Annotated in this window: 11 protein-coding genes; all 11 read left to right on the forward strand. The window is 43.6% G+C overall.

Annotation, left to right across the window (positions count from 1 at the left end; all coding sequences use genetic code 11):
* Positions 1-227: 227 nt before the first annotated feature.
* The 11 genes from EWV66_RS06960 (at position 228) to EWV66_RS07010 (ending at position 15,787) form a co-directional block, all read left to right on the forward strand.
* Positions 228-1,223, forward strand: a complete 996-nt coding sequence (locus EWV66_RS06960) for a glycosyltransferase family 2 protein (RefSeq protein ID WP_052277502.1) — start codon at positions 228-230, stop codon at positions 1,221-1,223.
* Between the two features lie 15 nt (positions 1,224-1,238).
* Positions 1,239-1,985 carry a sulfotransferase gene (locus tag EWV66_RS06965; protein ID WP_002743515.1) on the forward strand — a complete coding sequence of 249 codons (747 nt, stop codon included), beginning with the start codon at positions 1,239-1,241 and terminating at the stop codon, positions 1,983-1,985.
* 550 nt (positions 1,986-2,535) lie between these two features.
* Positions 2,536-3,480, forward strand: coding sequence for a LysR family transcriptional regulator (locus EWV66_RS06970; RefSeq protein ID WP_052277501.1), 945 nt, complete (start codon positions 2,536-2,538; stop codon positions 3,478-3,480).
* A 46-nt stretch (positions 3,481-3,526) separates the two neighbouring features.
* Entirely contained in the window at positions 3,527-5,380 is a 1,854-nt protein-coding gene (locus EWV66_RS06975; RefSeq protein ID WP_287107732.1) for an NAD(P)H-quinone oxidoreductase subunit F, read from the forward strand.
* An 80-nt stretch (positions 5,381-5,460) separates the two neighbouring features.
* The gene (locus tag EWV66_RS06980; RefSeq protein ID WP_287107733.1) at positions 5,461-6,186 is read left to right on the forward strand and encodes a carbonic anhydrase; all 726 of its coding nucleotides are present in this window, start codon (positions 5,461-5,463) and stop codon (positions 6,184-6,186) included.
* A 78-nt stretch (positions 6,187-6,264) separates the two neighbouring features.
* Positions 6,265-7,815: an NADH-quinone oxidoreductase subunit M gene (locus EWV66_RS06985; RefSeq protein WP_287107734.1), complete on the forward strand. Its 1,551-nt coding sequence runs from the start codon at positions 6,265-6,267 to the stop codon at positions 7,813-7,815.
* Positions 7,816-7,872: 57 nt separating this feature from the next.
* Positions 7,873-9,168, forward strand: a complete 1,296-nt coding sequence (locus tag EWV66_RS06990) for a CO2 hydration protein (protein WP_287107735.1) — start codon at positions 7,873-7,875, stop codon at positions 9,166-9,168.
* Between the two features lie 306 nt (positions 9,169-9,474).
* Positions 9,475-11,058, forward strand: a complete 1,584-nt coding sequence (locus EWV66_RS06995; protein ID WP_287107736.1) for an SUMF1/EgtB/PvdO family nonheme iron enzyme — start codon at positions 9,475-9,477, stop codon at positions 11,056-11,058.
* 529 nt (positions 11,059-11,587) lie between these two features.
* A complete protein-coding gene (locus EWV66_RS07000) occupies positions 11,588-12,343 on the forward strand; it encodes a DUF2232 domain-containing protein (RefSeq protein ID WP_287107737.1) in 756 nt (251 codons plus the stop codon).
* 685 nt (positions 12,344-13,028) lie between these two features.
* Complete coding sequence (rne, locus tag EWV66_RS07005) at positions 13,029-15,200, forward strand: ribonuclease E (RefSeq protein ID WP_287107738.1); 2,172 nt, start codon at positions 13,029-13,031, stop codon at positions 15,198-15,200.
* Complete coding sequence (locus EWV66_RS07010) at positions 15,197-15,787, forward strand: ribonuclease HII (protein ID WP_287107739.1); 591 nt, start codon at positions 15,197-15,199, stop codon at positions 15,785-15,787. The genes rne and EWV66_RS07010 overlap by 4 nt, the downstream gene beginning before the upstream one ends.
* The last annotated feature ends 233 nt before the right edge of the window (positions 15,788-16,020 follow it).

The raw sequence follows: 16,020 nt of genomic DNA on the forward strand, positions 1-16,020 counted from the left end.
CCATTTTTTTGCTTACCTCCACCTTAATTCCTTCTTTCAAAACTATACCTATCAATCGTTTCCCCTTTTTTTAAGTTTCTTCTCTTTTTGTTAAGAAAGATCCGACTAATGGATAGCTTAATAAGGGGGGTATCTGAAAGTTTTTAACATCTACCTACTTATAATGGTATCATATTTGGTGATTTATCTAAATCACCATTGTTTTATAATTATGATTGGTAATTTTTATGCAAGAAAAAGAAGTCTCTGTAATTATTCCAGCTTATAATAGCGAACTATACATTGAAGAGGCGATTAATAGCATTCTAAAACAATCCTTTAGTCGCTGGGAAATGATTATTGTCAATGATGGTTCAACCGATAATACTCAAGCTATCATTGAAGAATTGATACTAAAAGATAACAGAATTAAATTGATCGTGCAAGAAAATAGTGGTTCTGCATTAGCAAGACACAGAGGATTTATACATTCTCAAGGAAAATATATTTATTTTTTAGATGCAGATGATCGCCCTAAAACTAATGCCTTAGAAAGATTATACTTAGCTTTAGAATCATGGACAGAAGCTGTTGCTTCCTATGGAAATATTGTCGAAGTTGATCTAAATAATAATAGGATATTTCAACCTAATTCCCTTGTGGAGGAACTAACTCCAATTGATCTGTTTACTCGCATTATTGAACGAGGTATATTTTCTATGGGAGCAGTTTGTATTAGACGAAGTTTTTTAACTTCAGAAGACTTTTTAACTCATTTAACCATTGGCGAAGATTGGTTATTCTGGTGTCGGTTAGCTACTAAAGGTCTTTTTGTATTTATCGGCGAAGATCCCATTATTGAAATTCGTCGTCATCAGACTAATAAAACAAAAATACCAATTTCTGAACTGGTGAAAAATTGGGACAAAGCTAGAGAAATTATTTTTACGGATCCGGCTGTTAGGCAAAAATTACCTACTAGGTTATTGGCTAAACATTACCAAACAAATAAATTTTATACCTATTATGATGTTATCAAACTATCTTGGCGATTACAAGCTTATGATTCAACTGTGATCTATCTGGGTAAATCAATGATTACTATGATAGAAAATCCTCTGGGATTTTTCCATATTACAGGAAGATTTAACCGAGAAATTTGGCGATATTTGCGTCATCTTGTCAATTCTTGGCAGATATTTATTGTAAAATATATCAGCAACAACCACCAGAGCCAGAAGTAAAAAGGATTAATAAAAATGAGTAAAACATTAATTATTGGTTTAGGAACGGGGAGATGTGGATCGCTTTCTTTATCTTATTTTTTAAATAATCAACCTGGAATTAAAGTTCTCCATGAAGGAGCAATTAATTACCAAGCCCATCCCTTGAAATGGTATAATGATCATGAAAATGTTTGGAAATGGATAGAAAATCTAGATAAACTTTCAGATTCAAACCAATATTTTGGCGACATTGGGATGTATTTTCTTCCCTATGTTGCTTTCTTAATTGAAAAATTTCCTCGCAGCAAATTTATTTGCCTGAAACGAGAAAGAGAAGCGGTAATTCACAGTTATTTGCAATGGACTCAAGACCATAATCCCTGGTATGAACATAATGGAAAAACCTGGAAAAAAAATGAAGTTTGGGATGCTTCTTTTCCTAAATTTAACGAGTCTGATAAGGCTAAAGCTGTGGGATTATATTGGGATATGTACTATGAAAAAATTGAAAAGTTAATTGAAAAATATCCTCAAAATATCTGTTGTTTTCAGACAGAATCTCTCAATGAGGTGAATAGCAGAAATGCCCTGTTAGATTTTATTGAATATGATGGAGATAGAAATCTAAAAGGACAGTATCATACTCATAAAAAAAGAGCTATCTTTGCTAAACTTCGCCGTAATTTTGCCGAGGTTAGTATTAGCTTAGGTAAACGGATTTTACCGAAGTTCGTTCGTCATCAATTATGGATTAAGTTTGCCAAGTTTTTTTATTATTAAAGCATAAAAGAAATGCTTAAAGCTTACTAAAAAAGTCCGATTCAAAACTCCAGAAAAACTCTGACAAACTTTTCAATTATTATCCCCACCTATAACCGTCCCAAAAGATTCAAAACCTGTTTAGACTCGCTGCTTAATCTCGATTATCTCTACGATTACTATAATCATTGCTGCCAAAAAGTCCAATTGTTCACTTCCAATAATTATTCCACAAAGTCCGACAATTTGACGTTTTCTTCGCCCTCGCCGTTGGAGAAGCTCGGCAATTTCGCGATCGCTGGTTAGGGTCTGGTTATCCCCTAGTTTATCTTGCCGCCGCGATCATTGATCCTGCCCATCACCTCACCCCGAGTAAATGCTGGCGACAACCTCAAGGGGTGACAAGAAGCTGAAAAAGGAGACTGGGAAAAAAGCTGATAGCTACAAAAGGTCTTAAGCGGCGGTTATATCTATTAAAGTCTATATTTATCAAAAAGTTAATTGACTAGAATCTATAAAAACGTTAGGATTTATTGTAACAAATAGTTGTTATTGAGGAGGGCATAGGAACTTGATACAGGCAACCCTGCACCAGTTAAGGGTTTTTGAGGCTACCGCTCGACACAGTAGCTTCACCAAGGCGGCCGAGGAGTTATTTATCACTCAACCCACCGTCTCAACCCAAGTCAAACAACTCACAAAAGCCGTGGGTTTACCGCTATTCGAGCAAATTGGCAAACGTTTATTTTTAACCGAAGCGGGTGAGGAATTACTGTTCACCTGTCAAGAGATTTTTGATAAATTGGACAACTTTCAGATGAAAGTGGCCGATATTAAGGGAACTAGACAGGGAAAACTGACTTTAGGCGTGATTACTACCGCTAAATACTTTGTGCCGCGATTACTGGGGGCATTCTGTCAACAGTATCCCGGTATCGACATCGCTCTACAGGTGACTAATCACCAGAAACTGCAAGAGCGAATGTTAAACAACGAGGATGACCTCTATATTCTCAGTCAACCGCCGGAAGAAGTGGAACTTTGTTCTCAGTCTTTTCTGGAAAATCCCCTAGTGGTGGTGGCGCGACGAGATCATCCATTGGTGGGTCAGAAAAATCTCCCCCTTGAGTGCCTCAACCATCAACCTTTTATTATGCGCGAATCGGGATCTGGAACCCGCCAAGCCGTACAAAAATTATTTAATCTCCACGATATTAAAGTTAAGGTGCGCTTGGAATTAGGCAGTAACGAGGCGATTAAACAGGCTATTTCTGGCGGTTTGGGACTATCGGTACTATCTAAGCATACTCTCATCTCGGAAGGGGAAAACGGAGAATTAGCCATCCTCGACGTGGAACAGTTTCCGATTCAGCGCAATTGGTACGTTTGTTATCTGGCCGGAAAACAGCTTTCCGTGATTGCCGATGCCTTTTTAAAATACCTGCTGGAAGCTAGTCAAACCATCCCCATTCATGCCCCGTTAAAAAATGGTCACAGCTTATTCGTGAGCCATTAAACCTTAAACTTTAATTCAGGATCATTTTTCTTCTTGAGGTGGTTATATGTTCGAGTCCTTCAGCCAGACTATCTGGTTGGTACCTCTTTATGCCCTTGCGGGCGCACTTCTCGCTCTACCCTGGTCTCCCGGTATTATCCGGCAAACTGGCCCGCGACCGGCCGGTTATCTGAACTTGATCATGACCTGCTGGGCCTTTTTACATAGCCTTTTTGCTTTGATCGCCGTTTGGGGTCGTCCGCCGCAATCTATAGCATTTAATTGGCTAAATGCCGCAGATTTAAGCATATCTTTAGATGTGCAGATTTCGGTCGTTAATATCGGGGCTTTATTGCTAATTACCGGCTTAAACCTCGCTGCGCAGGTATATGCGATCGGCTATCTAGAAATGGATTGGGGTTGGGCAAGGTTTTATTCTCTCGTCGCCCTCTTTGAAGGGGGTATGTGCGCCCTCGTTATCTGTAATTCGCTATTTTTCAGCTATTGTGTGCTAGAAGTTCTCACCCTCGGCACTTATCTACTGATTGGTTTCTGGTTCAATCAATCTCTGGTGGTAACGGGGGCGCGGGATGCTTTTCTGACTAAACGGATTGGCGATTTAATCCTGTTGATGGGAGTGGTGGCCCTTTTACCCCTGGCGGGAACCTGGAACTTTGACGAATTAGCAGAATGGGCGGCTACAGCCAATTTAAACCCCAATGTGGCTAATTTACTCTGTTTGGCATTGATTGCAGGTCCGATGGGCAAATGCGCTCAATTTCCCCTGCATTTATGGCTAGATGAGGCCATGGAAGGACCGATGCCGGCGACAATTCTGCGGAATACCGTCGTCGTTTCCACTGGCGCTTGGTTATTGGTGAAATTAGAGCCGGTGCTACAATTATCGCCCCTAACCCTACAAGTAATGATCGTTGTTGGCTCTGTCACTGCCCTCGGTGCGGGTTTAATTGCGATCGCCCAGATCGATGTCAAGCGCTCCCTTTCCTATTCCGTCAGTGCCTACATGGGACTGATTTTTATCGCTGTGGCCACCGGACAAACGGAAACCGCTTTAGTGTTACTCTTTACTTATGCGATCGCTATGTCCCTGTTAGTCATGGTGGTGGGTAACATCATTTGGAATAATATCAGCCAAGATTTAAGCCAATACGGCGGTTTATGGTCTCGTCGTCCCGTTTCTGGCATTTGTTATCTCGTCGGTGCTGCTAGTTTAGTCGCACTGCCTCCCTTTGGTGGTTTTTGGGCATTAGCCCGCATGGGCGATCGCCTCGCAGAAGTCAGTGGTTTACTGTTATTAGTGCTATTGTTGGTCAATGCCTTAACTGCCTTTAGTGTCACTAGAGAATTTTGCGTTTTCTTTGGCGGTAAAATCAAACCAATGACCCTGCGCTCTCCGGAAGCTCTTTGGCCCTTAGTTATCCCCATGACTGTGACCATGGGTTTCGCCATTCATGTGCCGATTTTATTGGCACAATGGCATTTATTACCCAGTGACTTAAATCTGGGAGTGGCTTTTCTCTTGGTACTTGCCACTGCTGCCGGCGTAATTCCGGCAGCCTATATTTATCTAAATGAAAATATCCCCAAACCGATCGTTTTTCAACCCAAAGCCGTTCAAGATTTCTTCGCCAACGACCTTTATACCGCCCAATTGTATAAAGTCACCATTGTTTTTGTCGTCGGATTAATCTCGCAAATTATTAACTGGATTGATACCTTTCTGGTGGATGGCATCGTTAATCTGGTGGGATTAGCCACGGTTTTTGGTGGTCAGAGTTTGAAATATAACGTCTCGGGCCAGACCCAATTTTACTTTCTGTCGATTATTTTGGGGGTGGCTTTGATTGGTATTATCATCTGCTGGCCCCTACTATCACAAATTTCTCTAGTTTTCAGTTAAAGATTTGATAACTTAGGCTTTTCTTTAGCATCCCCGGCCCTGACAATAGGATTTGTCCTGATTAATGGAAACAATTACCTATGTTCAACACCTCTCGTCGCCAATTAATCCGTTATGGGGGTGGTTTTTTGGGAACCAGTCTAGCCGCCTCTGTTTTGGGTTCTCAGTTGTCCAAAACTAACGCCCAAACCGCCGTTAATTCCCAGCCATGGCTAACGGCTCAAAATCAAGGATTGAACCCAGACCAGGCCTTAACTATGCTCATGGAAGGCAATCAACGTTTCTGGGAACGAAGAAAAAAAAGTCCTAACCGCGATCAAGCTCGACTCACAGAAGTGGCCGAAAGTCAAGCCCCTTTTGCGGCAATTTTGGGCTGTGCCGATTCTCGCGTGCCGGCAGAAATCGTTTTTGATCAAGGATTAGGAGATCTATTTGTTTGTCGGGTAGCGGGAAATTTAGCCACTTCCGAAGAAATTGGTAGCCTTGAATTCGGTACGTTGGTGTTAGGAGCCAAGGTAATTGTTGTCCTTGGTCATTCTCGTTGTGGAGCGGTAAAAGCCACCATTGAAGGCGGTCGTTTCCCCGGACAAATCGGTCGTTTAATCGATGGATTACAGGTGGGAGTTGATCGAGCCGAAAGACAACCCGGTTCTAACAAACTTGAGCGAGCAATTAAATCCAATGTTACCTATCAAGTAGAGAAATTAGGCAAATCCCCAGTTATCGGTGAATTAGTGGACGGCAAACAATTAAAAGTTGTCGGTGCTTACTATGATCTCGATAGCGGCAAAGTGAGTTTAATTTAGTCAATTCCCGATTAGTCATCGTGTTGGTTGGCTAATCGTTTTCTCATCCCAGTCATTATAAATTCGATCGATACCAATATGCTCAGTACCCTGCTTTGGTTGCCAATAATTGGAGCAATTATCGTCGGTCTTTTCCCCGATAAATTCGCCCCAGCAAAATTACGTCAAATAACTCTCTTTTTTGTTGCTGCCGTCCTTCTTTGGTCTTTATATCTGCTGACTCAATATAACTTAACCAGCAGTGGCTTTCAATTTTCTGAATACCGCGAATGGGCAAAACCAATCGGTTTAAGTTATAACCTCGGAGTCGATGGTTTGTCCTTACCGTTAATTATTTTAAACTGTTTCTTGACAGGAATAGCTATCTATAGTACCGAAGAAAAACTAGAGCGTCCCCGACTTTATTACATCCTAATCCTCCTGATTAACGCCGGTGTTTCTGGGGCATTAATGGCTAAAAACCTGCTGCTGTTCATCGTTTTCTATGAACTAGAATTAATCCCCTTTTATCTGATGATTGCTATCTGGGGAGGCGAAAAACGTGGCTATGCTTCGATTAAATTCCTTCTCTACACTGCTGTCTCTGGGTTATTAGTCCTAGCGGCATTTTTAGGGATAGGTTTCCTCAATGGTGGCACTTTTGACTATTCCTCCCTCTCCACCGCCGATTTCTCCCAAAAAACCCAATTACTGCTCTTAACTCTGCTGTTAGTGGGATTTGGCATCAAAATCCCCCTCGTACCTCTCCATACTTGGCTACCGGATGCCTATACGGAAGCTTCCCCCGCTACAGCAATTTTATTAGGTGGTATTCTCGCTAAACTCGGTACTTATGGCTTAGTTCGCTTTGGTCTGCAATTATTCCCGGAAACTTGGTCTTTAATCGCCTCCGGACTGGCAATTATCGGCGTTATTAGCGTTATTTACGGGGCCTTGAGCGCTATTGCCCAAAAAGACATTAAACGCATGGTGGCCTACAGTTCGATCGGTCACATGGGCTATATACTGGTAGCAGCCGCCGCCGGCACGGGTTTAAGCGTCCTTGGTGCCGTCGCGCAAATGATTAGCCACGGTCTCATTCTCGCCCTTTTATTCTATCTGGTGGGCATTGTCGAACGCAAAGCCGGAACCAGAGATTTAGACGTTTTAAACGGTTTAATGAACCCAATTCGCGGTTTACCCCTAGTTAGCGCTCTGTTAATTCTCGCCGGTATGGCCAGCGCTGGTATCCCCGGATTAGTGGGATTTGTGGCGGAATTTATTGTTTTTCAGGGTAGTTTCTCCCGTTTTCCCGTGCAGACGGTTTTCTGCATCATCGCTTCCGGTTTAACGGCGGTTTACTTTGTTATCCTGCTTAATCGCACCTGTTTTGGCAAATTGGATAATAAACTTGCCTACTATCCCAAAGTCTTGAAATCGGAAACTATTCCCGCTTTTGTCTTAATGGTATTAATCGTCTTTTTAGGTATTCAACCCAATTATTTAGTCCGTTGGATTGAACCCACCACTAACTCGATGGTTGCCAGCTTATCGGGACAAGCAAAACCTAGTTTTGTCTTCAAAAAATCTCCGCAAAAGTCCCCAAAAACCAACTGGTTAAATCGGGGTAAATTTTTGAGTAATAGTTAGTTATCCCTCGCTGTTTCCGAATTATTGTTACCGTTGCTAATTACTTTACCTAAAACTATGACTGGGACATTAATCAAAGCCAAAATTCCCCCTTCTACTCACGAATTCGCCGACATTATCCACCGGTTAGAAGCGGGTGGCTCCATGTTACCGGATACTCCCGAAAACCTGATGCAAATTATCGGCATTTATAAAGCTTATGCTGTACCGATGGATTTTTATTGGCGAGATCTGCTCTATATTGCCGAACGAGTTTTCCTCGATCCTTTGCCCTTTTTTAAATATTTTCTGCCCCAAGAATACCTAGACCTACAAAATCATTACTCCGGCGATAATGCCGATTTACGCATCTGGCGCGGTACGGGTTCCGCTCATCCTGAATTGTTAGAATTTATGGATAAAGGTAAAACCCGAAAAATGCCCAGATTAATCCATCATCTTTGGCATGATCGCATTAATATGGAATTTGCCGAAGCCTGTATGCAAGCCATGTTATGGCATGGCCGCGATATGGGTTGGGGTTTATTTGATGCCTATCTTGATTCAGAAGAATATCGCCAAAACGCCGACCGCGCTATTAAGGCCTATTTCAAGAAAAACCCCGTGATGATGAAACTTTATGACCTGTTCCCCGATATGTTCTTGGAACAGGTGCGGATGATGTCCTATTACTCTAATTTAGGACTATTCTGGGAAGTGATGGCCCCAGTATTTTTTGAGATGTCTGATATCTACGATGAAGGCGGGTTTAAAGGGGTTCCCGATGCCATGAATTTCCTCGTTAATGGCATTTTTGCCATCGCTGGCCGGCCAATTTATCATCACGTTTATATTGATGGTCAATGCTACGAAATTATCCCCAAATCAAAGGCTTTTACTTGGCTTTATGAAGCGGCCTTACCCTATGTAGAAGCGGTCTTTTATCGTACTGCTCCCTTCCGGGGTACAAAGTCCTATAATGCCCAAGCAAAACAGGTTCCCGACCAACAAAAAGACTTTCACTATGGTATTCTTTACGCGGATGTTTTCCCCGTGGGTACTGCGGGAATTCCGCCGACGTTGTTAATGGATGATATGTATCATTTTTTACCCCAATATCTAATTGATTACTATCAACAAAACTGCCGGGGGGAAGACGATATTTTGATTCAATTGGGTATTACTTTCCAGCGATCGATGTATAATGTGACTTCGGCAGTTATTCAAGCTCTACGCACTGCTTTACTCTATCCCCTTGACGATCCTAATCCCAAACATTTACTTAAAAATCGTCAATTCTTTGAGGCACAAATGGACAGATTTAAACGCCCCGAAGCGCGTCTTAGAGATATCCAAAGTCCTAATTATCGTTAAGGTTTTTGGGTTATTTTTCTGGTGGGTTTATCGCCCACCTTTTTTGATTATGAGATAACCGACACCCAATGTCATACTAATACTAAATCCGTTGAGTAACGCACAGAAAACCAGTTTCTCGGAGAAACCCGTTTTCTACTCGAAGGAATAAATAATCAGTATTTAATAGCCAGATTTAGTATTAAGTACCTAAGCAAAATTAATTACACATTTCGATAAAGCTTTTGCCTCTTGCCTTCGTTAAAACCACCCACTTAATAGGATAGTTACAGAACCTAAAAATTGGCTAATTCAGGAGTTATTATTATGCTAGACCAAATGATGAAGATGTTAGAAGGGCAACAAATAGGCCCCTATCGTCTTAATAAATTTCTCGGTGCGGGTGGTTTTGGTGGTGTATTTCATGCTAGTGAAATGGTCAGAAATACATCGGTCAAAGAAGTTGCCATTAAAGTTATCCCCGAAAGTAGCGATGATAAATTAATTGAGTTAACAAATTCCAGAAAGTTAGAACATCCTAATTTAATTAAGAGTTATGCGGTGGGGGAATTTACTTTTCTCAATACAGAGATGCTTTATTTAGTGATGGAATTGGCACAGGGTAGCCTAGAAAATCACATTGCTAAAGGCAGTTTGTCAGCGGATGAGATTAAAAATATTACTGCTCAAGTCGCCCAGGGCTTAAATTATCTTCATCGACAAAATAAAGTCCATCGAGATTTAAAACCGGGTAATATCCTCAAGGTTAATCAACAATACAAGTTAGCAGATTTTGGCTTAATTAGAACCTTAAATAACAAAAGCCACACTCAAACAGTCCACAATACCGGTACAATTATTTATATGCCTCCCGAAGCCTTTAGGGGTGATATTTCCTCAGCTTGGGATCTGTGGTCATTAGGTATTATGTTAATCCAAATGACGACTAATCAATTTCCCTATAAGTTCAATAATGACAATAATCAATTAATGGTAAAGGTGATAAATTGTGAGCTACAAATCCCCAGTTTACCGAAAGAGTTTAAACCGATTATTGAAGGGTGTTTGCAAAAAGATAGAAGACAAAGATGGACAGCACAACAGGTTTTAAATGCCTTACAAGCAGTCAAAAAGCCTGTTTCACCAATACCCCTAATTGCTTCACCCACTCCATTTACCGAAAAAATATCCAACGGAGTAACACTGGAGATGGTGAGCTTACCAGCAGGTGAATTTCTTATGGGATCTCCTGACAGTGATTCTGATGCTAACAGTTGGGAAAAGCCTCAACACCCAGTTAAAGTCAACAGTTTTGCGATTGGGAAATATCTGGTGACTCAGGCACAATATGAAGCGGTAATGGGAACCAATCCCTCTCATTTTAAAAACAACTCTTGGTTTAAAAACAATCTGCAAAATCCAGTAGAAAGGGTTAGTTGGAACAATGCTCAAGCTTTTTGTCAAAAATTGAGTCAAATAACAGGGAAAACCTATCGCCTCCCCACAGAAGCGGAATGGGAATATGCCTGTCGTGCGGGGACAACCACTCGCTATTATTTCGGTGATGATGCTAATCAGTTAGGAGATTACGCTTGGTATAAAGGAAATTCTGGGGGTAAAACTCATCCTGTAGGCCAGAAAAGGCCCAATGCTTGGGGACTGTATGACATGAGTGGCAATGTTTGGGAGTGGTGCGAAGACAATTGGCATAGTAGCTATATCGGAGCGCCGACGGATGGCAGTGCTTGGTTAATAAATGATAATGATAATGATTATCGCATACAGCGGGGCGGTTCTTGGTACTACAATCCTAATGTCTGCCGTTCCGCTTACCGCCTCGACTTCAACCGCCGCGACTACGACTTCAACTTCGGTTTTCGGGTGGTGTGCGGTGCTGGGAGGACTCTGTAACCCTTTTTCCCTTTTTTTCCCTTTTTACCCTTTTTCTCTTTTTCCCGCCTAGCGGCGGGTCGATTTTTTTTTTGAGAAAATTGAGAGCCGTAGGTTGGGTTGAGGAACGAAACCCAACCCAATTATTTAAAAGTGTTGGGTTTCACTATCGTTCAACCCAACCTACGATCTAAGGCGGGTCGATTTTTTTTTGAGCCGTAGAAACCCAACCCAATTATTTAAAAGTGTTGGGTTTCACTATCGTTCAACCCAACCTACGATCTGAAATTAAATAATATTGTGGCGCTCCTAACGCACCCTACCTACTCATTCGCCCGTACTTTTTGCCGCAAACCCTATTTAGAGCCGTTTTTTTCAGTGAAAACAGGGAAATTTTCCGTAAATTCCCCCACCCCTAACACCTGATACTCAATCCAGTTATTAAAGACTGATTATTTATTCCCCCTTTTGCCTCTTGTCTGACTGGGAGTCGCCAGTCTAAGCTAAGAATAGCTGGCCACCCCGTCCCGACCACCGGATAAATGATAGAATGAATGATTCTAACGCTAATTCTCCCGCTCAATCCTCAGAAGAGACAATAGATGAAACCAATTGGGTGGACATGGGGGAAGAAGGGAAACCCCTAGATCTACCCACTGCTAAACCTATCCAACCATCTCCCCTCAAGTCTATCTCTACCCTGATCACGGTGGAGACGGCTTTTTTGGCCAGTGCTACCAGTTTAATCTGGTTAATTGATTATTATTTTCCCCTCGGACCGTTATTAAGGGTTTTTTTCCCGATTCCTATCGCTTTGGCCTATTTACGTTGGGGCGCTCGTTGTGCTTGGATGACAGCATTAGTTTCTAGTTTACTTTTGTCGGTGTTAATGGGACCGACTCGCAGCATTGTCTTTTTGATTCCCCACGGCTTGATGGGGGTACAATTGGGGCTATGCTGGCGCCGGGGTGCGCGCTGGGAATTTTCTATCTTGACTGGGGGACTGTTGGGAGCGTTTGGTTTATTCTTTCGTTTTTGGCTGTTTTCAATTCTTTTAGGCGAAAATCTTTGGTTATATGTGATTACCCAAGCGACTAATTTTATTGATTGGATTTTCACCCAGTTAGGGATTCTCGCTAAACCGACGCTGCTGCAAGTGCAATCGATAGCAGTTGTGGGCATATTTGTCAATAGTTTATTATACTTATTTGCCGTGCATTTAGTGGCGTTATTAGTTCTCGATCGCCTCGGTAATCCGATTTCTCGTCCGCCCAAATGGGTGCAGGCCATACTAGATTATGAGTAATTATTTAGTGCTTTATGGTCAGTAAGCTGTTCGTAATTTAAATTGCTTGTTGAGACGAGGCAAGAGGCAAAAGGCAAGACCCCCCCGATGTCGGGGGGGCAAGGGGGGGGGAGATTCGGCTAATCTAAAAATAAGCGGTTTAAATACGTCTTAGCTTATCTCCAGTCAACTGTTAATCGATCGTTTTTCCCCGATTATCATCTTGTCAGAGAGTGACCGAGTGAGTTATAGTCGTCTATAAGACTCGATTAAAGCATTTCTTAAAAGAATCGTGGTTTTTGGAAAATCGAAAAGTGCGCTATTTTTCCCGTCCACAGAAACCTGTTGCCGAGGGGAGTAACTCAAAAACTCCTTTTTTCCTAGATTCTGATAGACAGAACTGGCGGAAACGGATAAAAAATGCTGTTATCGAGCAAGACTCAGGGATTAATTGAAAATCTCGTCTCTTGGCTGTGCTTGTCTAATTGTGGGTCAAGCCGGCACTTGCCAAACAGACATGGGAACTGAAACCAAGACTCAGTTCCCATGTCTGAGAGGCAGATGAACATCAAGATGAGGCTTTAACGATGCGGACTCATCTTCTTAGAACTTTCTTAACAAGACCAGATTTCCAGAAGTAGCCTCAAAGCATAGACAAATAGCCCATGGTCAGTCGCTTTTGAAACCGAAAGATTGAGGAAATTGAATGCCAAAACAAATAATCATAGCCGAACAACACCATATAGCGGCTGTTTTTTGGGAAGATCAAATTCAGGAATTAGTTGTAGCCACAGGTAATCAGCAGGTGGCCGACATCTATCTAGGATTAGTAGAAAATGTCATCCCCGGGATAGATGCAGCCTTCGTCAATATTGGCGATGCGGAACGCAATGGCTTTATCCATGTCACCGACCTGGGCCCCTTAAGACTGAAAAAAACCGCCGGTGCTATCACGGAATTACTGGCCCCCCAGCAAAAAGTGCTGGTACAGGTAATGAAAGAACCCACCGGCAACAAGGGACCGCGGCTAACGGGAAATGTCACTCTCCCTGGCCGTTATCTGGTATTGATGCCCAATGGTCGCGGGGTGAATCTTTCCCGTCGCATCCGCAGTGAAGACGAGCGCTCCCGTTTACGAGCTTTAGGGATTTTGGTCAAACCGGCGGGGATGGGGTTGCTGGTACGCACCGAGGCCGAAGGCAAAGCGGAAGAGGCGATTATCGAGGATTTGGAATTTCTGCAAAAACAGTGGGAGAGTATCCAACAGATGGCCGTTAGCACCCGGGCCCCGGCCCTGCTTAACCGCGATGATGACTTTATTCAAAGGGTTTTGCGGGATATGTACAGTGCCGATGTCAATCGCATTGTTGTGGATAACCCGATGGCGGTAAAACGAGTTAAACAGCAATTGACGAACTGGGGCGGCGGCAAAGCTCTCGAAGGAGTTTATATCGACTCCCATCGGGAAACCCAGCCAATTCTCGACTATTTCCGGGTTAACGCCGCCATTCGCGAGGCCCTGAAACCCCGGGTTGATTTACCCTCCGGCGGCTACATTATCATCGAACCGACGGAAGCTTTAACAGTAATTGATGTTAACTCCGGTTCCTTTACCCGTTCGGCCACGGCCCGGGAAACCGTACTCTGGACTAATAGCGAAGCCGCCACAGAAATCGCCCGACAACTGCGCTTGAGAAATATCGGCGGTGTGGTGGTGGTGGACTTCATCGATATGGATTCCCGTCGCGACCAGTTGAAACTGTTGGAATTGTTTAATAAGGCCCTGAAAAGCGATAAGGCCCGGCCCCAGATTGCCCAATTATCGGAATTGGGGTTAGTGGAATTAACTCGTAAGCGTCAGGGGAAAAACATTTATGAATTATTCGGCAAAACCTGTGACCATTGCGGCGGACTGGGCCATTTAGCCCATCTACCCGGAGAAGGCAACGCCATCGCCCTAGAAACCCCCACCGTTAGCCGCGCGGAAAAAGAAACCCTTGTCATCGCCACGACTAATACAAAAGTTCTACCCGATAAGAGCGCTCCTAGCGTTGCGGCGGCCGAACCCTATCTAGAAGTTTTCTCTGAATTTGAGGCTGAAGAAAACGCCCAAGGGATGGATCTTTCCTTCCATCCCAACTATCAAGAACAGGTTAATAATTCTCGCCGTCGCCGTCGTCGTCGTCCCTCGGAACTGTTACTAAAAGAGGAACGGGGCGAAAAAGCCTCTACTAACGGTGTTAACAACGAAATCGAGCCAGAATCAGAACCCCAACGCCTTGAGGAAAAACGAGAACGCCCCGCCCGTCTCTCGAAACGGGGAGAAGATGCCGGTGCTGGCAAAAATATCCCCGTCACCGAACGGGAGCGGGTTTCCGTGGAAATGACCCCCGTAGAACAGGAAGTTTATTCTTTAATGGGCATTTCTCCCCTGATTCTGGTGGATAAGGAGTTTAAAGACCCGAAATCGGTGATTGTTTCCGTGAAACTGCCGGGGGAAAGAGAAGCGGAAAATCCAGAAACGCCTGCCACTCCTGAAATATCCTTGACTCCTACCCCAGAAGCTGAGGACACAGTCGCCACCGTCCCGGTAGAGGCGACGGAAACCGGCGAGGAAGCCGAAAATCGTCCCCTGGTGCGCCGTCGTCGTCGTCCCACCACTAGCGAAGTTAGTCAGGAAATCAGCCAAGAAGCGAGTCCGCCAGTGACTTTTACCCCCGAACCGCTTGCGCCCGAAACTCCAGTTTTTCTCGGTGAAGTTATTCCTTTAGAGACCCCGGTGAGCGCCGAGGTGACGGAGGAGCCACAAATAGAGGCTGAAACCACGGTGCTGCGTCGTCGTCGTCGTCGTTCCTCCGCCACTGCCGATGAGTCATGAGGGAAGAACCCTTAATTGCCGGTGTCGATGAAGTGGGACGCGGGGCTTTATTTGGCCCCGTGGTGGCGGCGGTAGTGGTCACTGTCCCCTCTGGTTTTCCGCGGCTGTGGGAGTTGGGGGTAAAAGATAGTAAGCAACTTAGCCCCCAAAAACGGCAAAAATTGAGCCAGCAAATACAACGGGATTTTCTTTGTCGCATCGGTTATGCTACGGTGAAAGAGATCGATCGCTTGAATATTTTTCATGCCTCTCTATTGGCAATGAGCAGAGCGATCGGGAAATTACCCCTTTCCCCCAGTCTCTGTTTGATCGATGGCAAGCACATTATTAAAGATTTGTCAATCCCCCAAAAGGCGGTAATTCAGGGAGATCAACAATCGCCGGTAATTGCGGCGGCTAGTATCGTGGCCAAAGTCTGGCGCGATGACTTAATTACTCGTTGGCACAGACGCTATCCCGATTATGGACTCCCTCGTCACAAGGGTTATGGCACTGCTCAACACCTAGAAGCGATTGGCAACCATGGACTTACTTCTCAGCACCGGCTCTCTTTTAGTCCCTGTCAATCGAGGTTGGAGCTTGACTAAGCTGTTCGTAATTTAAATTGCTTGTTGAGACGAGGCAAGAGGCACTCATGCAAAAGGCAACCCCCCACCCCCCCAACCCCCCTAGGGCTGTTTCATTTAAATTAAGTATAGCTGATTTTGAGTCAATAAATTTGACCGAATATTCTCAAGTTTATCTTGTTCTAACCAAAAGAGTTAGTCACAATAACTAATATTTAATCCTCTGCCAATATTTATTATGAATAAATTGATAA

The sequence above is a fragment of the Microcystis sp. M_OC_Ca_00000000_C217Col genome (assembly GCF_007095585.1).
Classification (GTDB): Bacteria; Cyanobacteriota; Cyanobacteriia; order Cyanobacteriales; family Microcystaceae; genus Microcystis; species Microcystis panniformis.